At 43.9% G+C, this 18,717-nt stretch carries 20 protein-coding genes; 3 read left to right on the plus strand and 17 right to left on the minus strand.

Annotated features, from left to right (window positions below; translation table 11 throughout):
* Window positions 1-84: 84 nt before the first annotated feature.
* The 6 genes from AB1F57_RS10830 to AB1F57_RS10855 form a co-directional block, all read right to left on the minus strand.
* The gene (locus AB1F57_RS10830; RefSeq protein WP_367985740.1) at window positions 85-1,086 is read right to left on the minus strand and encodes an aldose epimerase family protein; all 1,002 of its coding nucleotides are present in this window, start codon (window positions 1,084-1,086) and stop codon (window positions 85-87) included.
* A 261-nt stretch (window positions 1,087-1,347) separates the two neighbouring features.
* Window positions 1,348-1,749, minus strand: coding sequence for a PTS sugar transporter subunit IIA (locus AB1F57_RS10835; protein ID WP_367985741.1), 402 nt, complete (start codon window positions 1,747-1,749; stop codon window positions 1,348-1,350).
* Between the two features lies 1 nt (window position 1,750).
* Window positions 1,751-2,572, minus strand: a complete 822-nt coding sequence (locus tag AB1F57_RS10840) for a PTS system mannose/fructose/sorbose family transporter subunit IID (RefSeq protein WP_167785747.1) — start codon at window positions 2,570-2,572, stop codon at window positions 1,751-1,753.
* Window positions 2,559-3,455, minus strand: coding sequence for a PTS mannose/fructose/sorbose/N-acetylgalactosamine transporter subunit IIC (locus tag AB1F57_RS10845; RefSeq protein ID WP_174852864.1), 897 nt, complete (start codon window positions 3,453-3,455; stop codon window positions 2,559-2,561). Before AB1F57_RS10845 ends, AB1F57_RS10840 begins: the two co-directional genes overlap by 14 nt.
* Before the next feature lie 39 nt (window positions 3,456-3,494).
* Window positions 3,495-3,980, minus strand: a complete 486-nt coding sequence (locus tag AB1F57_RS10850) for a PTS sugar transporter subunit IIB (RefSeq protein ID WP_105123427.1) — start codon at window positions 3,978-3,980, stop codon at window positions 3,495-3,497.
* Window positions 3,981-3,997: 17 nt separating this feature from the next.
* Entirely contained in the window at window positions 3,998-5,770 is a 1,773-nt protein-coding gene (locus AB1F57_RS10855; protein WP_367985742.1) for a beta-galactosidase family protein, read from the minus strand.
* A gap of 228 nt (window positions 5,771-5,998) precedes the next feature.
* Here AB1F57_RS10855 and AB1F57_RS10860 point away from each other — a divergent pair, with 228 nt between their 5' ends.
* The gene (locus AB1F57_RS10860; protein ID WP_105111194.1) at window positions 5,999-6,709 is read left to right on the plus strand and encodes a GntR family transcriptional regulator; all 711 of its coding nucleotides are present in this window, start codon (window positions 5,999-6,001) and stop codon (window positions 6,707-6,709) included.
* Between the two features lie 106 nt (window positions 6,710-6,815).
* Here the strand turns inward: AB1F57_RS10860 and AB1F57_RS10865 are convergent, their stop codons facing one another.
* From AB1F57_RS10865 to AB1F57_RS10915, 11 genes are all read right to left on the minus strand, one after another.
* Window positions 6,816-7,277: a YtxH domain-containing protein gene (locus tag AB1F57_RS10865; RefSeq protein ID WP_167785744.1), complete on the minus strand. Its 462-nt coding sequence runs from the start codon at window positions 7,275-7,277 to the stop codon at window positions 6,816-6,818.
* The gene (locus tag AB1F57_RS10870) at window positions 7,261-7,674 is read right to left on the minus strand and encodes a DUF948 domain-containing protein (protein WP_105111192.1); all 414 of its coding nucleotides are present in this window, start codon (window positions 7,672-7,674) and stop codon (window positions 7,261-7,263) included. The genes AB1F57_RS10865 and AB1F57_RS10870 overlap by 17 nt, the downstream gene beginning before the upstream one ends.
* Before the next feature lie 12 nt (window positions 7,675-7,686).
* The gene (lgt, locus tag AB1F57_RS10875; RefSeq protein ID WP_167785743.1) at window positions 7,687-8,463 is read right to left on the minus strand and encodes a prolipoprotein diacylglyceryl transferase; all 777 of its coding nucleotides are present in this window, start codon (window positions 8,461-8,463) and stop codon (window positions 7,687-7,689) included.
* Between the two features lies 1 nt (window position 8,464).
* On the minus strand, window positions 8,465-9,397 hold the full coding sequence (gene hprK / locus AB1F57_RS10880; RefSeq protein ID WP_367985743.1) for an HPr(Ser) kinase/phosphatase: 933 nt from the start codon (window positions 9,395-9,397) through the stop codon (window positions 8,465-8,467).
* A gap of 234 nt (window positions 9,398-9,631) precedes the next feature.
* Window positions 9,632-9,901, minus strand: a complete 270-nt coding sequence (locus AB1F57_RS10885) for a PspC domain-containing protein (protein ID WP_367985744.1) — start codon at window positions 9,899-9,901, stop codon at window positions 9,632-9,634.
* Entirely contained in the window at window positions 9,891-10,652 is a 762-nt protein-coding gene (locus AB1F57_RS10890; RefSeq protein ID WP_170243932.1) for a hypothetical protein, read from the minus strand. The genes AB1F57_RS10885 and AB1F57_RS10890 overlap by 11 nt, the downstream gene beginning before the upstream one ends.
* 78 nt (window positions 10,653-10,730) lie before the next feature.
* Entirely contained in the window at window positions 10,731-11,702 is a 972-nt protein-coding gene (gene menA, locus AB1F57_RS10895) for a 1,4-dihydroxy-2-naphthoate polyprenyltransferase (protein ID WP_280921706.1), read from the minus strand.
* Entirely contained in the window at window positions 11,692-12,735 is a 1,044-nt protein-coding gene (locus AB1F57_RS10900) for an FAD:protein FMN transferase (RefSeq protein ID WP_167785742.1), read from the minus strand. The genes menA and AB1F57_RS10900 overlap by 11 nt, the downstream gene beginning before the upstream one ends.
* Before the next feature lie 68 nt (window positions 12,736-12,803).
* Window positions 12,804-13,307, minus strand: a complete 504-nt coding sequence (locus AB1F57_RS10905) for an FMN-binding protein (protein ID WP_167785741.1) — start codon at window positions 13,305-13,307, stop codon at window positions 12,804-12,806.
* Between the two features lie 73 nt (window positions 13,308-13,380).
* On the minus strand, window positions 13,381-14,370 hold the full coding sequence (locus AB1F57_RS10910; RefSeq protein ID WP_167785740.1) for a polyprenyl synthetase family protein: 990 nt from the start codon (window positions 14,368-14,370) through the stop codon (window positions 13,381-13,383).
* A gap of 17 nt (window positions 14,371-14,387) precedes the next feature.
* Window positions 14,388-16,271, minus strand: coding sequence for an NAD(P)/FAD-dependent oxidoreductase (locus AB1F57_RS10915; RefSeq protein ID WP_105137321.1), 1,884 nt, complete (start codon window positions 16,269-16,271; stop codon window positions 14,388-14,390).
* A 190-nt stretch (window positions 16,272-16,461) separates the two neighbouring features.
* On the opposite strand from AB1F57_RS10915, the gene AB1F57_RS10920 reads away from it, so the two are divergent.
* The gene (locus AB1F57_RS10920; RefSeq protein ID WP_105137320.1) at window positions 16,462-17,001 is read left to right on the plus strand and encodes a Gx transporter family protein; all 540 of its coding nucleotides are present in this window, start codon (window positions 16,462-16,464) and stop codon (window positions 16,999-17,001) included.
* Window positions 17,002-17,440: 439 nt separating this feature from the next.
* Window positions 17,441-18,697 carry an ISL3 family transposase gene (locus tag AB1F57_RS10925; RefSeq protein ID WP_172022804.1) on the plus strand — a complete coding sequence of 419 codons (1,257 nt, stop codon included), beginning with the start codon at window positions 17,441-17,443 and terminating at the stop codon, window positions 18,695-18,697.
* Window positions 18,698-18,717 lie beyond the last annotated feature (20 nt).

The raw sequence follows: 18,717 nt of genomic DNA on the forward strand, positions 1-18,717 counted from the left end.
CGGAGGACTTTCACCTCAGATGTACGACATGCCCGTCGTACAGACAAGAAGCCCTATCTGTACAACAGTTAGAGCTTCTCATTCTTACCATGAAAATTGATAAACAGTCTGGGACAAGAATTCCTCATCTTTTTCCAGCACAATAGAGCCAAAGCCATCTAGGTTGCAAGCATTTGGCAGAGCCTGGCATTCCAAGCTAAAGGCACCATGGTAGGTAGCCAAAGTTTCAACAGGATAATTGTAGGTGTAGATGACCACTGATGGTTGATTGGTTCGCACGCGCAGACTCATTTTCCCATCTGGACTCAAAACTTCTACCGGAATCTCCACCTCTTCCAATAACCACGGATGGTCGTAGCCTTTCACCAACACATTCTGTGGGTGTTGGCTGTCAAAGCCCTGAGCAAATGGAGCCAATTCTCTAAAATCAAACGGCGTTCCCGTCACATCCTCTAAGACACCGGTTGGCAGATTATCCTCACCAAGCTGAGCATAGCGATTGGCCGCAATCCGAATCTTATGCTCAGCCACAGACTGCAGAAAATCTCCCGTCAAGTTGAAATAGATATGGTTGGTTGGATTGAAAATCGTATCCTTTTCTGATATAGCCTGATAGACAACTGTCAACTCATTCTGGTCTGTTAGACCATAAATCGCCTCAACCCTCACATCTCCAGGAAAACCATTGAAACCATCTTTTAGGACAATCCCAAAGGTAACTTGATTTTTTTCATGGTCAAGAGCAACATCCCAGTACTGTTCATTTGCCGTGTTAATCCCACCATGCAAGGTGCGACCTGGCTCATTTTCTGTGAACTGATAAGTGGTTCCCTTTATCTCAGCCTGGGCGCCTGAAATACGTCCCGCTACAGGGACAATGCTTGAACCAGGGTACAAGTCTGTCTTACGGTAATCAGCATCCGCCCCAGCAGCCAAACTGACATTGCGAAAACCACCATTTTCCTCTACTGGCAAGAGCACTTCCACCACTCTGGCACCAAAATCCGTCAGAGTGACCTGCATACCATTTTTATTTTTCAAGCAATAAAGTTTCGCTTGTGCACCAAAATCTTTTACTTCAATCATCGCTTTTCCTCACAAAATCAAATGAGGGGAGGCAATCAACTTGCTTCCCCTCAGGATACTTAAAGCCTATTTAAAGCTAGTATTAACTTGCTATAATACTTTGGAATAACCCTCGCTCTCTTATTTCTAAGCTAGGAATAAACTAGTCGCTTCCCTGACTGTCCTCGCTTTCGCATTTTCAGGCTCGGGCTGAAACAGTCACTTGAACTTCCCTCGTTTTCCTATTTCTGGGCTCGGGCTGAAAAACTCCACTGGAGTTTTTCACTCATCCTCATCATCGCTAGATGTGAGGAGTTTGTTGATGTGTTGAATATTGGTTGAACCAAATTCGACGTAGTCAACGTCCTCACCTAGGAGAACACCATTCAAGAAACCGATGACCATCGGCATGTTCATACCTGCATAGAGGTCAAACTGTCCACCGTCAATCAATTTACGAGAAACCACGTTAGCAGGTGTTCCACCAAGTAAATCTGCGAAGACAACAAAGTCGTCTAAATCTGCAATTGTTTCTTCAAATTTTTTCTGGAAGTCTTCTGGACCTTCTTCAGGAAGGAGTGACACAGTAAAGATATTGTCCTGTGGCCCCATAATCATCTCAGTGGATTTTTTGAGTTCCTGACAGAATGTTCCATGACTTACTAACACCAAGCTCTTTGTCATATTAAGCACCCATACCAAATGCGAAGCGACCAAGCGCTGAGAAGACAAGTGCCAATACAATGATAATCAAGATAGCCTTAGTTGAAGTCATACCCTTGCGGCCCAACAACCAGAAGACAAAGCCTGTGAAGATTGCAGGAACCAAACGTGGGAAGATTGAGTTCAACAAGTCTTGGATATCAATTGTTTTCTCACCGATTGCTGGAGTCCAAGATACTTCAAAGTTGATCATAGTTGCAATCAAGGCACCCATCATGAAGACACCCATTACAGATGCTGCATCAACAAGGGCAGTCAACTTATCACGCATAGTTGTGATGAGTTTAGTACCTTCTTTGTAGGCAATTTCCAACTGTTTCCAACGGAAGATGTCATATGCTACTGCAACTGCTATCCAAAGGAAGATACCGAGTGGGTTCCCATCAGAAGCTAAAGTTGCTGCAATAGTACCCATGATTGCTGGAACCAATGAACCAAAGATTGAGTCACCAATCGGTGCAAATGGACCCATCAAACCAGTCTTGATACCGTTAACCGCGTCTTTAGAAGCAACACCGTCGCTTTCTTCCAATGCCAAGTCAATACCTGTAATGATGGTGTGGAAGAATGGAGAAGTATTGAAGAATTGCGTATGCAATTTCATCATTTCTTTCAATTCAGGAGTTCCATCTCCATACATTTTACGCAATTGAGGCAAAATCATGTAGAGGTAACCAGAACCCTGCATCCGCTCATAGTTCCAACCCAATTGAAAAGTGAACAAGCTACGTTTGTTGATTTGATTAAAATCTTCCTTTGTTAATTTGTAATTAGATTTCGTCATCGTCAATTTCCCCACTTTCTGAATTTGCTGGAGCAACCACTGCTACTTTTTGGCTATTGATGTAGTGCAATACTGAAAGGAATGCACCGATAATCGCAATACCGATCATTGACAAACCTTTGAAGTTGTTTACAAATGATACACCTGCATCTTCTGGAAGAGTTCCAACGATGCCTGCAACAGCACCACCCAAAGCAGATACGTTACCGTAAAGAACAGTCAACATAGCTGTAAGGGCAAAACCGATTGCCAAGTAGTGAAGGTTACGTTTAAGTGGAAGGTAGTGGAGCAAGATTGCAAATCCAAGACCTGGAAGCATACGAGCAGCGAGAGTCAAACCATCAGCAACCCATTGGTATTGTTGGATAGTGTTAACCATTGATTCAACGAAGCCACCACCGAAAGTGAGAGCCAAGAAGACTGGAAGTGCACGAGAGAGTGCCCATGGAATCGCACCAAGAAGGTAGTTACGCTCGATTGCTTTGTAGTCGAATTTTTCAACCGCAGCATCCACACGGTGTGCGAAGTAAGTAGTTGAGAAACGACCTGCAATATCAGTATAAACAAGAAGTGCCGCTACTGGTACCGCGATAGTTGATACCGCAAGTTCTGGATCGATACCTTGTGAAACAGAGAAAGCTGTCGCAAGAACCGCACCTGAAGTTGCGTCGATACGAGATGCACCACCGAAGGTACCAACACCGAGTACCATCAATTGAAGAGATGCACCGATAGCAAGACCAGTGGCCATATCACCCATGATCAAGCCTGAGATGAACCCTGCAAAGACTGGTGAACCTGCTGACGATACGATAGTCAACTCATCACAAATCTGATAAGCAGAGTAGAGCGTTAAAAGTACTATTTGCCAGAATTGCATAATAGTGTTCCTCCTTTAAAATTTTTCAAAAATATCCGAATGTTAACGAACTTTATCCAACAAAGGCATAAAGTCTTTAGGTGTATCACCTGGTACCATTTGAGCAATCAATTTTACTCCCTTGGCAACCAAGGCATCAAAATCAGCGATATCCTTATCAACCACGTTGATAGAACGAGTCACTGAACGCGTTTCAGGTGTTTGAGACATGTTCCCTACGTTCAATTCAGGAATTTCTACACCATATTCAACCAAGCGCAGGAAGTTTTCAGGGCGACGTGCCACAATCAAGAGACGTTGGCTATCGTACTTACCTTCCTTGATGTTGTTAGCTGCTTTTTCGATAGGTAAAATGGATAATTTTACACCAGGTGGGCAAGCTAATTTCAATCCTTGTTTTTCAATGTCGTTTTGAGCAACAGCATCGTCAATAACCATGATACGACCGATATTTAATTTGGTAGTCCATAGGTTAGCAACCTGACCGTGGATCAAACGACCATCAATACGTGTAGCAATGATTGCCATACTAAATCTCCTTTTTTCTAAAGTTCTTTATAAATGGGTTCTTGTGAAAAGCTTATCTTCTCTCTATATCTTCCTTCCGTCTCGAAGACGACGATTTCATTTTCTCCTTTCTTTAAGTATCCTTTTGGAAGATAGAGATAGAGGATTGGACCTTTTTCCCAGAAACGTCCGATATTTACATTATTAACAAATACAACACCCTTACCAAAACCTGTCATGTCCAAGTAAGTGTCTGCCAGTTCATCCACTTCAAATCGGTAGCGGTAAAAGGCTGGTTGCCCTTCCTTCCACTCCTTGGTAAAATCTACCGTTTCCAGAGATTCTAGGGGGAGAGGATAGGTTTGCCAATTGCCGATAAAGTGAAGATCAGCTATCGCGCCCCGACCAATACCTTTGGACTGGGTTGGTGCGGTTAGCTTGTGACCATAATTGACACGTCCCATATTTTCGACCAGGATTGAAATGTCGGTGTGCTGATTCTGCAAATCCAGCTCAATATCCTCACCGATTTCCGTCTGATACTGGATTGTGACCAGATGGCCATCTGCATAGACCTGTATCCTGTCACGCGCATCAATCACTCTAAACCGTTCCGCCTCATCCTTATCCTTTTCAATGGTAGTCTGGTAGAGAATGTAGCCTGTATTCTGACCCAACTCTTCCATATTTTGTGGATAGAAGCTAGATAGGGAACCGCTTACATTTTCTAGTGTCCCAAAAAGACTAACTTTTGCCTCTAATTCCACCGATGGATAGGCTTTGGCCGCTTTAATGAGTGGATCAGCATAGCTCAATTCTGGATAGGCTTCCTTCATCAAGGATTGGATAGCATAGAATTTCTTAGTAGGATTCCCCGCCTCATCCAAGATGGCATCGTAGTCATAGGAAGTTACCTGTGGTAAATCAATCTGACCCCGGGCCGAACAGCCGTTCATAAAGCCGAAGTTAGTACCTCCATGGAACATGTAAAGATTGATAGACCCAAGCCGGATACAATCCATGACAGACTGGGCAAGCTCATCTGGGTCCCGGCGAATAATCTCATCTCCCCAGCGATTGAACCATCCATCCCAAAATTCCATACACATGAGTGGCCACTTCTTATCGTATTCATCGAAGAAATCTTGCATCATAGCAAAGTTTTCTGCAGCCTTGGAACCAAAGTTTCCTGTGACCAAAATATCATCATCTATCAGGGTACCAGCTCTCAGAGTGGCTCTCCATGGACCATCCGATGTGAACAAGGGAGCTGTCAGGCCATGCTTTCTCATCAAATCTGCTACTGCTCTCAGGTATTCCTTGTCCTCACCGTAGGAACCATATTCATTTTCCACTTGGAACATGAGAATGTTTCCACCTTGTGAGAGTTGGTGCTTGGCCAATTTCGGAAGAAGAGAAGCGTAATATTCATCTAGATGCCTCAGATAAGCTGCATCGTGCGAACGTATCCGAAGCTCCTCCGTCATCAACCAAGCGGGGAGACCTCCCCATTCCCACTCTGCACAAATATAGGGGGAAGGACGAACAATAGCATATAGCCCTAAATCCTGAGCAATGCTTAGAAATCGTTCGATATCTAAGATTCCTTCGTAGTTGAACTGTCCTTTCTGAGGCTCGTGCAAGTTCCAGGGGACGTAGGTTTCAACTGTATTAAAACCCAGGGCCTTTAAATTGTACAAAGAGTGATACCAATCATCAGGGTGAACCCGAAAATAATGAATTGCACCAGAAAGAATTTTGAAAGACTTCTGATCCAAATAGAACTGATCCTTTATTTCAAATTTCTGCATTTTTTTGCCTCCGATGTCGCTGTATCCCTTTGCTATCAATATATTAACACAAATTACTGGTTATGTCCAGTAGTTTTTTGAAAAAATGTAAAATTTTTTAAATTTTTTTCAAAGCCTATTTTTGAAAGAAATTTGTGCATTTTTGAGCATTTCTAGTTTTCAATTTTAAAGATATTTAGTATAATGAAAGTTAAAGGGAAGTATTAGGAAAAAGAAAGGAAACCTACTATGAAAGTACCTAAGTATCAATTAGTTCAAAACGATCTTCGTCAGCAAATTATTTCAGGAAAATTTGAGAATGGCGATAAGTTTTACACCGAAGCTGAGTTAACCAAGCTATTTAACGTAAGTTCTATCACTGTTATCCGTGCAGTCAATGAATTGGTTAAGGACGGCTACCTCGTTCGCCAACAGGGTAAAGGAACCTTCGTTTCTCGTTCTCGCAAAGGAAAGCTTGTTGAGTTTTCTGATATCGAGATTTTCCCTATCGGCAACGACACTGTCACAGTGCTGGGTTGTGAAAAAGGAAATGAAGCTCATATTCTTGAAAAGCTTCAATTGGATAGCAATGACTTCTATTACAAGATTTCTCGCGTGCGTACAACAGATGGTCAACCTTATATTTACCACCAGTCTTACATCCCTGCTCGCTATATTCAACAGCCTCAAGCAGATCTCTCGCATTTCCAATCGCTCTATCAACGATTTAAGCTAGACTTCAATATCCACATGTCTGAGGAACCTTATGTGGAAACCAATGAAATTGTTTTCCCTTCACCTAAGGATGTCAAGGAACAGTTGAAGCTTCAGGCAAAAGAACCAAGCATTCTTCAAATCCGCACTACACATAAGAGTGGCAGCAATGAAGTGATTGAATATGTAGAGACTTATAAACACTGGAAATACTATAAGATCGAAATTTCTGCCAACAAGCGCTAAAAATCAGCAAACACCATGGTTTTCCATGGTGTTTTTGTCTACTCTGATGCTTCAACCTATACAAAAAAATTGGATAGACTGCTCTACCCAATTTTTCATGTTATGATTAGAGTTCTGTTTCCGAAGTCTGGTCTTCTTCAACTGATTCGACAACTGATTCTATTACGACGTCCGCAATGTCCATTTCAATATCTTCAGACACAATCACTGCATCTTCGACATCTTCTTCATCAACTGTTGGCGCATGGACTGTCTTAGACTTGATTGATTCAAACAAATCCTTAGACTTCTCCTTGCCTGTCTGCACCAGGTCCTCGACCGTCAATTCACCTGTTTCCAGTTGAGACTTGACCTCTGTAAATTTATCCGTGGCTTGCTTGCCCAAATCCTGAGCCTTAGAGACTAGGTCGGCATTGATTTCTTCATGGTTTTCCTTGTAGTCATTAGCAAAAGAAACCACCTTATCCTTTACTGCCTTCCCTGTTTTGGTGGCCAGAAAAGCTGCCGCTGCCGCTCCACCTGCTGCACCCAGCAAGAGGCTTGTGACGATACTAGATTTTTTTACCATTTTTTGCTCCTTTCTTTCCTAAGAGAGATGATACTGTTGTAAGGGCAGAGAGGGCTCCGCCTGCTTTAGCCGTTGATTTGCCCGCTGACTTGGCCTTGACTGTCAAATCACGCGCCGAGGCATTGAGGTCGGACACTGAAGTCGACAAGTCTGCCACTGCCACAAAGAGTGGGTCGAGAGTTGACACCTTGCCATTGACATCGTCGACCAGGACATTGGTCTTGGCTAGGATTTCATTGGCCTGAAAGAGGGTCACATTGACATCACTGGTCAAGACCTTAATGGTTTGCTGGGCCTCATCTGTCACCTTGCCGACTTTTTGCAAGAGCAGGACCAGGTAGATAGCCACTGCCGCAATGGACAAGGCAATGATCAATACTGAAATTTCGATTAACATATATTCTCCTTTTTATGATTGATAATAGGGAACTGTGGATTTTCTTCTCCGCACCAGGACCATGCTGATACCGACTAGGATAAGTAGTCCCGACAGCCATTGGGACACTCGAATGCCCAAGAACATGAGACTATCTGTCCGCATGCCTTCAATCAAGAGACGACCGCAGCCATACCAGATCAGGTAAAAGGCGGTGATTTCTCCCTGCTTGAGGAATTTCGGTCTTCTGCGCAAGACACAGATGAGAGCAAAACCAAGGATATTCCAGACAGATTCAAAGAGGAAGGCCGGCTGGCGGTAGGCACCATCGATAAACATCTGGTCTCGGATAAAGCTTGGTAGGTAGTCCAAGTTGGCTACCTCTGCACCATAGGCCTCCTGGTTAAAGAAATTGCCCCAGCGGCCAATAGCCTGTGCTAGCATAACCGACGGTGATACCACATCCAGGAAGTCCAGGGTCTCGATAAACCGGTATCTGGTAAAGAAATAGAGGACCAAGGCACCGGTTATCAGACCACCATAGATAGCAATCCCACCATTCCAAATGGCAAAGACATCCAGCAGGTTGTCCTTATACTGGTCCCAGGAAAAGACGACATAGTAAATGCGAGCCCCGATGATTGAAATAGGAAAAGCCCAGAGGATAAAATCCAGGATATCATCTGAAGAAATTTTCTTTCTAGGTGCCTCTTTCGATGCCAAATAAACACCTAGAATCAAGCCTGTCAAAATACAGATTGCATACCAGCGGATCTCCAGAGGTCCTAATTGAATAGCAATTGGCCCCATACTAGACCTCTTCCTTGTTTGTTTCAATCAAGTTGGTCAAGCGTTCTTCAAACATCTTGGTCGCATCAAAGCCCATCTGCTTGGCACGGTAGTTCATAGCAGCTGCTTCAATCACGACAGAGATGTTTCGACCAGTTTTGACAGGGATACGGATTTGCGGAATTTCAACACCTGCAATCTCAATGGTGTCGCCTGAATTGCCCAGACGGTCAAAGACCTTGCCTGTTTCATAATTTTCCAGATAAACCGCCAACTGAACCTCTGATGAATCCTTAACGGCACTCGCACCATAGAGACTCATGATATCAATGATACCGACCCCTCGGATTTCCAATAGGTGGCGCAGAATTTCTGCTGGCTCACCCCACAGAGTCACATCATCCTTAGCAAAAATATCCACACGGTCATCCGCTACCAGGCGATGACCACGCTTAACCAATTCCAAACCAGTTTCACTCTTACCGATACCAGAATCTCCCTGGATGAGAACACCCATGCCATAAATATCCATGAGAACTCCGTGAACACTGGTCCGTTGGGCCAAACGACTATCTAGGAAAGAAGATAATTCCCCAGACAAACGACTGGTCGCTGTCTTGCTACGGCAGATCGCAATTTTCTTTTCCTTGGCCGCCTTGTACATCTCCTCAGGAATTTCCAAATCACGGGCTACGATAAGCACCGGCGTTTCCGGCTGAAACATCTGCGACAGGACCTGATAGCGGTTATGGGCTGTCATGGCCATCATATAAGACCACTCCTTCATCCCCATGAGCTGAATCCGCTCTGGAGCGTAATAGTCAAAATAGCCTGTCATCTCCAAGCCTGGACGCGTAATATCAGCTGTTGTAATTTCCTTGCGCAACAACTCTTCTGTACTATACGCAGGCTCAATCCGCAGATTATCCACCAAATCTTTTACATATACTGTCATGCAATCCCTCTCTTTCGCTTCTGAAATTGTATCCACAAGTACGGTACCTTTAAATAAGAAATCGTTTTTTCACATCAAAGCCGTTTTTATTGCAATACTGACTGTATTTCGAGAAAAACAAGCCTTATCTCAGGTACCGAGCTGTGGATACGGTTCTCAATATATTATACCATAAGCAACACTAATTGGTAACAAATAAGAAAAAGTTTGGAAGAAAGCTCCCAAACCCTGTTCTTAAAACCAGTTTTTCCGAATTTTTTCAGCATCCTTGATTTTTCGTGGGCCCATTCCATAACGCTCAGCATCCTGCTCTTCCTTATAGGGAAGAAAATAGGCACCTGCTATATAGAGGACCAAGGTTAGCAAGGAGGCTCTACCAATCAATAGACTGGCTAAGAATAAGCCACGAACCAGCCAGACTTCCCAGCCCAGCTTGTGGGCTAGGCCAGCCAGTACACCAGCTAAGACTTTCTCCTGTTTGCATTTATATAATTCAATCGACATCCTTTATTCCTTTCACATAAAAGGCACTTTGACCAGTCTGAGCACGGATATAGAGCACATCATCGCCTGATTTCTCAAATCGGTAGGGACTGATTTTTTTCCGGCGATTGACTCGAATTTGTCCAGTCTCCGATTCAATTTTTCCTTGAATTCCTTGCCCCTTTCCAGCCTGCAATATCAAGGGTGCTTGTTCCAGCTGGACATAGAGATGTTGGGCATAACCACCACATGTGTTCAAACGGATATCCTGTTGTTTTTTATCCTTCGAACTTCGGATGGAAATGTCTTCAAAAGGCAGGTAATCCAAGCGGGCATCTGCCTGACCCAGGTCCAGGTCAAAGACCGACATCCAGCGCTGAGGCAAGCTAATAGTCAGTTTGCAAGGCAGACTACTAGAAAAATAGAGACCCTTTTTCTCCACATAGAGCTGGGGGAGTTTTTCCTCAGATGCATTTTCTTGATAGATAATCTCAAGGCCCACTTGGTCCGTCTTGGATTGGGTCACGGTCAAACGCCCTGCTAGGATATTGAGAAAAAGAGATTCGATTCCGTCAAAGCTATATTCTTGCTTGCGCTTATTGGAAGAAAACACCTTGAGATTGGGCAGACTAAAGCTCAATTTAGCTTTTTCATCCTCCAAGAGAAATTCCGGCTGTTGGTCTAATTCCAGAAACAGAGCCCGTACTTCTGCCTTGGTTAGCACTCCCTTTTCATATAGTTCTATCAAGCGTTCTTCTTGTGTTCGTGACATTCCATCCACCTCAATTCTCTTCTAGTATAGCATATAAAAGCAGAAAAGAATCCGCCCGAAGACTGATTCTATCATTTACTATTTCCAGTTCCAAAAGATAATGGCTACTACTAAAAACAAGACATAGATAGCTGCAAAGAGGACAAAGCTTTTCACAGCTTCGATAAAGGTTTCTCCCTTCACCTGCTTTTTCAGGAATCTCTTCAAACTCTTGTAGGCAGGAATGATTCCAAGTAGACCGAGCAAGGCCCAGATTGGCAAAAATCCTGTCAGGCAATAAATCAACCAGAGCAACCAGGGCAGACTAGCAAGAGTAAAATAAAGTTGGAGCGCATGTTTCTTTCCGATGTAATAGACCAAGGTATAGCGATGATTGCGGATATCCTCTTCCAGGTCGCAGGTGTTATTGGCCAGCATGACATTGGCAATCAAGGTCACCAAGGGCAAGGACATGAATAGAATTTCCAAAACCTTAATCCAATCAACTTGCAAGCTCAGCCATTGCCCATCCAAACGAGCAAGCAGAAGACTATCAGGCGACTGAATAAAGACAGCTAGGAAGAAAATCCCCAACCCCATGGTCACTCCAGAAAACACCTCGCCCAGTGGCATGCGGGAAAGCGGAATGGGACCGAAGGTGTAGAAAATCCCAATCAAAAAACAAACAGCCCCCATAGGCAGGAGCAACCAGCTGGTCTGCCAAACTAAGATAAGGGAAACCAGGCTTGAAAAGACCAGCAGACCGAGGACGATTCCAATCATCTGCTTGAAATCAAGGGCAAACTTTCCGATAACATTGCTCTCTTGACGATAGACCTCGTCCTTGGCCTTGTGAAAATCCATGCTGTTGTTAATAGCAGTTGTGCACATGTCAAAGCTAAGGACAGCCAAGACAAAGAGCAGGGTGTTGAGCCAATTGAAGGTCTGGTAGCGGTAGAAAGCCCAAAGAATGCCGATGGTCATAGGAAAGACACTGGCAACCTTAGTTTTGAGCTCTACAAATTCTAGGAATACGGGCAAGGTTAGCCCTTTTTTACTATTAGTTGACAAGATGATACTCCTCGTTGCTTAGTTCAAATGAATCTTTTAAACCATCACTGACATGAACTCCCTGGTCTTTATCAATGAAAACAGCCTCGACACCTTCCTGTTGATTGATAAAATCAAGCCCCTTTTCCACTCCTAAAAGAAAGAGGGTTGTCGATAGGGCATCACCCTGCATAGACGATTGCGAAAAGACTGTAACACCAGAGATGTCATTTTCCACAGGATAACCGGTCTTGGGATCAAGGATATGGTGGTATTTGACCCCGTCCACCTCGACATAGCGCTCATAGATACCGGACGTCACGACAGAATCGTGAGTGCCAGGGACAGAGCCCACGGTAGCTCCACGCACTTCATCAGGGTCTTGCACGCCGACATTCCAGCCATCTTGACTAGAAGGAGAATCCCCCATAACCACTACGTTGCCACCCAGATTGATGATAGCCGTCGTGATAGCTTTGCTGGCAAAGAGTTCCCGTACTTTATCGGCGATATAGCCCTTGGAAATAGCCCCCAGCTCCAGGGTCATCCCCTCCTCAATAAAGACTGTCTTTTTCTCCTTGTCTAGCTGGATCTTTTTATAGTCAATAAATGGCAGAGCTGCTTTGATTTCCTCGTCCGAAGGCTTGCGGGCATCTGGATCTCCGATTTTCCAGAGATTGCTGACGGCACCAATAGATACATCGAAGAGGCCGTCGCTTTCCTTGCCCATCTCAAGAGCAGTTTCCAGAACCTCAAAGGTCCTCTCATCAACGACAACCGACTCTTTCCCAGCCGCTTGATTGATACGGTAGACATCTGATCCCTCAAGGTTGGTTGATAGTAGACCTTCCATTTCCTTGATATAGGCAACAGCCCGATCCATGACCTCTTCCTGACCTTCATGGTAGATACTGAGCTGGACCACGGTGTGGAGCAGACTCTCGCTACGGGTCAAGGGACTTTTGATGACAGGCAGAGCCTCTTCTTTCTTGCCACAAGCGACTAATAGAATCAGCACAAGACTCAAACAGAGCCATCTTAGCGCTTTTTTCATAGATTATCCTCTCTAAACAGAAAACACAGTAGGCTGGCTACCGTGTTTCCCTCTTGTTTTTGAATAGATTATTCAAATGTCAATTTTACTGTTTCAGTATTTCCTTCTTCAGCAGCTTTCAAGAGCTCTTCAACTGATTTCTTGAAGTTTTCAGAAGTATGAGTCGCACCAGATACAACTTCTACATCTGCGCTTTGAGCTGCCAGAAGTTCTTCGTCAAGCTTGTCAGTTGCATCTTTAGATGAGATACCTGATTTTGCTTCCATGTTTTTGTTGTACTCTTCGTCTTCAGACTTCAAAGCACCGTCAGCATTTTCATAGTCAGCTGTTGAAGCAGTGATTTTACCATCCTTGATAGTAATTTCATGTACAAACTTCCAACCGCGCTCATCGAAATCAGACTCAGCTTTGTAAGTACCATCTTTCCAAGTTGCTGTTGCAGTTGCTTCAGAAGCTGCAGTTTCAGCAGAAGAAGCTGTTGTTGCTGCTTCTTCTTTAGCACCACATGCTACCAAAGTAAGGGCTGCACCAAGAACTAAGACACTTTTCAACATCCATTTTGTTGATTTCATATAAATACTCCTTTGGAATTATTTGTTTTTCTTATATTATAATATAATTTTTTTTCAAAAATGTCTAGTGTTTTTAGAAATATTTGTGAAAGAAATCACCCAAAAAAGCGTTTACCGAGTCTGCAGCCTGTGGAGAAAGCTTCCTCAAATGCCTAGAGGACCTGTCCAGATACTGGTTTAGGATTATCTCCGTCCGCTCAAGAGCAGACGTAGCTAGAATTTTTTGGTGCAAGTCTGTCAACTTTTCAGGACTAGATTCATTGACCAACTCCTCGAAATCAGCAGCCAGGTCTTCATTGTCTTGTAAAGCTAGCAACAGGGGAAGGGTATAAATACCATTTTGGACATCCTGCAAGCCTGGCTTGCCAGACTCTGACAAATCTAGTTTGTAGTCAATCAAATCATCACGAATTTGAAAGGCCATTCCCAAATCACGGCCTGCTCGATAGGCCTGGCGCGCATGACGCAAGGACTGTCCAGGATAGAAGAGGCCCAATTGATAGGCATAGCCGAATAAACTAGCTGTTTTCCCTTGAATTTGCTTTAAATAAGCCCTTGGCGTCATGTTCACATTATAGGCATTCAGGAGTTGCTCCAGCTCCCCCCTCAAAATCCATTCGACGATTTTATGGTGAGGCAGGTGAACGTCTTTTTCTTCAAGGTCCAATTGCCGGAGCCCCTGGGCCAAGAGACGACCTGCATAGGCCAAGAGATAATCTCCTGCATAAATAGCAATACGATTGGAAAATTGAATGTGGGCAGCCTGGATACCTCTACGGTAGTCAGCCTGGTCAATCACATCATCATGAATGAGAGTCGCCAAATGCAGAACCTCCAGATGAGCAGCAAAATAGAGCTTGGCAGGAACTATCTGGCCTTCTGTCTCCCTGGCTAAAAAAAGGCAAAGACCTGCCCTGAGGTATTTACCAGGAGCATCGATGTACTGATCAATTTTCTCTTTTACATCAGGGTGCAAGACTACCATCTCAGATTTGATGATAGCCTTGACCTGCTCTAATCCAGCTTCAACCTCAGGATAGGTCTTCCAAATTTCATGTACCACTAGTTCTTATTAGTCCTTTATTTTTTGTCATTCTTACGATAAATATGCTTGGGTCTACCATAGACGAGCTTATCAAGGAAGCGACCCAACCATGGCATAATCCAGTAGTCCAAACCAAAGGCACGACCGGCACCGTTCATGAGCGAGATTGCCGCCGGAATGAACCAGATGTTAACCCAGTAGAACATACCAGACAAGCTAAACATGATAACGAACATAACTGTGATGGCAGATACCAACCATACAAAGGCACCACCAATCAAAGCCAAACCGATACCGATTTCGGTGATGGTCATGAATTTCTGCATGAAGAGAGCAACTTCTTGGTTAGGCATCATAAATTCCATAATTGACGCAAACCAATCTGGCATTGATTCCAAGACCGTCATCGGTGTTTCACCATAAGCATAGCTGAGACCAAAGATTGGATCTGCCATTTCTGCTACTGCCTCAGACGCTCCAGATACAGCTTCTGCAGCCGATGCCCCAGAAACAGGATCTGCCAACCATGGGAATGGGAAGACAACTTGGTCACCGAACCATGAAGTCGTACCGAAAAGACCAAAGGCCTTTTTCACACCCTCATAAAGCCAAACTGAACCGTAGAGCAGGCGCATTGGTAGAGACCAAAGGAGATTGCCCTTACCAGAAGTATGGCCACCGAAGATATTGCGCTTGTTCTGAATATCAAAGAATTCATGACGAACATAGGCACCCATGTAGAAGAAGCTACGGATGGTAAAGAAGTAGAGCAAGTTGACCATGTGTTTGACAGCCATAGCCAGGAAACCTGACATGTGGTACTTGTCCATCAAGAAGGCTACGCCATAACGGGCACCGATAGATACCATGAAGCCGTCGTATTTGCCTTTGTAGGCATGTTTTTCGCCACCCTTAATGGCTGCAACGATATTGCTTGCAGCTGTGTGACCTGTCTGCTCAGCAGCCTGTACGATTTGCGGTGTTGGCTTGCCTTCGCTTTCTTCAAAGTAAACCAAGTCACCGGCAACATAGACGTTCTCACGGCCTTTTGCTTCCATGTACTCGTTGGCAACCAGACGTCCTGCACGCGCACGTTCAATTCCGAACTCTGCAGCGTCTGTGTTGGCTTGAACACCGGCTGTCCAGATAGAAGTGTAGGTCGGAATTTGGCGACCTGATGACAGGGTCAGGCTGTCTTCTTGTACGCTAGCAACACCGTCACCGAGAACCAATTCAACACCTTTTTTCTCAAGGTATTTCTTAGCCTTAACTTGTTCTTTCTCAGTCACCATAGCCAAGATATTTGGCATTGCCTCAACAACCTTGAGCGAGAATTCTTTTGGATCAAGCTTGAACTCACGTGCCAGAATCGGTACCCAGTCAATAAGCTCACCAATCATTTCAATACCAGTGAAACCTGCACCGATAACAGTGAAGGTCAAGAGGGCGCGACGTTTTGCCTCATCATGCTCACGCATGGCACGGTAGCAGGCATCCACCATATGATCGTGCAAGCGCTCTGCCGCTTCAATTGACCAGAGGGTGAATCCATGCTCTTTAACACCTTTAACACCGAAGTCATTGGCCTCGCCCCCCATAGCCAGTAAGAGGTAATCAAAGTCCAAGGTCTGGTGCTCAGCAATGACCTGTTTCTTATCATAGTCGATTTCCAAAACCTTATCAGTTACCAAGTCAACCTTAGGATACTTGGCAAAAATGCGTTGCAAATCATACTTAATCGCATTAGGTTCTACACGACCAGCAGCCACCTCATGGAGCTCTGTCATATAGGTATGGAAGGAATTCTTATCAATCAGGGTAACGGTTACATCCGAATCCTTTTTAAATGTCTTTCCGAGCAAACGTGCTGCTGCAATCCCTGCATAACCAGCACCAACAATCACAATATTTTTCGTCACAGTGTGTCCTCCTTGTGAAAATAGAAACGATTTACATGATATTATTATATACTTTTATTGAAGAAAATTCAAGCCTCTATTTCAATAACTAGTAATATCTATGAGGAAGCTTGCCAGATTGAGAAAAAAAAAGTAAGATAGAATGATAAGAATAGACACAAGTCAATCGGTTGAAAGGAGGCGAGAACTGGTGAACCGGAAGCAACAAACCTTAAATTTTATCACCATGCTGGCAGCTCAGGCTGTGGTCATTTCGCTCATTGAGCGCTTGATCACTCCTCCTTTTGCCTTTGCGCCGGGTGCGAAGCTAGGGCTGGGAAATCTCATTAGCCTGATTGCCATTTTCACCCTTCCTACCAAAGACAGCTTAAAGGTTGTGGGCCTTCGCCTGATGATTGCTACCTTTCTAGGTGGCACTTTTTCTACCTTTCTCTATAGTTTTGCTGGAGTCACCCTAAGCTATCTTGGTATGCTCGCCTCAAAGCAACTGGGACCTAAACGGGTCAGCCCTATCGGCATCTCCATACTGGGGGGCATGCTCCACAATCTGGGACAACTGCTTATCTTTGCCAGCATCGCTCGTTCCTTCTACGTTTTAAACTACCTGCCGATTTTATCAATTACCGGCATCCTGTCTGGTCTACTGGTCGGCCTTGCTGCGACCTACCTACTAGAAAAGGTCGGACCGCTCCACCATTACCACAAACAAATCCTGGCCCAATGGAAATAGGCATGCCTTATTTCTAAGAAGGCGGGATTTTCTTTTTGAAAAAACAAGGGCAGAAAAAGAACTGCCTCTAGACAATTCCAATTTCTAACCTTTTAACAAAAAATGACTGTCCCCCGGACTATGAAGTGACAAAGAAAACTGCTTTTCAGCGGTTCGCATCTCCAACTTCCTAGTCATTTTATATGTCCCACATACCATGAAATGATAAAGAAAGGATTGCCTGCCAGCAATCCTAATTTCCAACTTTTTAAGTCCAAAATTGTCCCTAAGGACAGCTAAACACAAAGAAAACCGCTTGCCAGCGGTTCCCATTTCCGGCTCTATAATTTCTGTAGTGGGTAAATCCACTGTAGAGATTATGTAGCCTTTTTGAGTGTATACAAAAAATCCCATATGACCTATAATGAAAAGCAACCACACTCACATTAGAAAGACTCATATGGAACTACTTCATCATACCACAGAACTAATCGGAATCAAAGACAAAAACATCAAAATTCTCTTCGTTTTAAAACATCAGACCCATCTGGAAATTCGAGCAAGGCTGGATTATGACAGCCCTAGCTGTCCTCATTGCCAAGGGAAGTGTATCAAGTACGATTTTCAAAAGTCGTCAAAGATTCCGATTTTGGATTGTCAGGGCTTTCCGACCCTCCTCTTGCTTAAGAAACGACGGTTTCAATGCAAATCTTGCCAAAAAGTGACTGTATCTGAGACACCTCTAGTCAAGAAAAACTGTCAGATTTCCCAACCTATTTGGGAGAAAATCACACAACTCCATACAGAAAACATGACCAATATAGCCATCGCTAGGAGACTACATATCTCCGTGTCAGTTGTCCAGAGGAAACTGGCTCAATTTCAATTTGAGCATGATTTTATGAAATTACCAAAAGTCTTGAGCTGGGATGAATTTAGTCGGAACAAGGGAAAACTCGCCTTTATTGCTCAGGATTTTGAGACGAGATCGATTGTGACCATTCTTGACAACAACCGCCAAACCACCATCAAGAACTATTTCTACAAGTATCCTAGGGCGGTCAGAGAAACTGTCGAGGTCGTAACAGTGGACATGTCGGGTAGCTATATTCCTATCATCAAACAGTTATTTCCAAATGCGAAAATTGTTCTTGATAGATTTCACATTATCCAACACCTGAGCCGTGCTATGATGACGACTAGAATTGATATTATGAAGACTTTCGATACGCGTTCCCTACCTTATCGATCCATGAAAAATCACTGGCGTATTCTCCAAAAAGATAGTCGTAAACTGTCTCTGAATCGCTTCTTTTCTCGCACTTTCGGGCAAACAGTAACACCGAAAGAGGTTGTCCAGAAGACATTGAATTTCTCTGTGGAACTGAAATTCTATTACGAACTCTACCAGGTCCTTCTCTTCCATTTCCAAGAGAAGAACTCGAAACATTTCTTCGAACTTCTAGAGGACAATCTGAATCTTGTCAATTCAACCTTTAGGACTGTTTTTAAGACATTTCTAAAATATAAAACTTACATCACGAACGCCATGGAGCTTCCATATTCCAACGCTAAACTGGAAGCGACCAATAAACTCATCAAAGACATTAAGAGGCAAGCGTTTGGCTTTAGGAACTTTACGAACTTTAAAACCAAGATATATATTGCTTTAAACATCAAAAATGAGAGAACGAATTTCGTCCTCTCTAGGTGTTAGCTTTTCATCTACCCACTACA

It is taken from the genome of Streptococcus nasisuis (assembly GCF_040836615.1).
GTDB lineage: Bacteria > Bacillota > Bacilli > Lactobacillales > Streptococcaceae > Streptococcus > Streptococcus suis_V.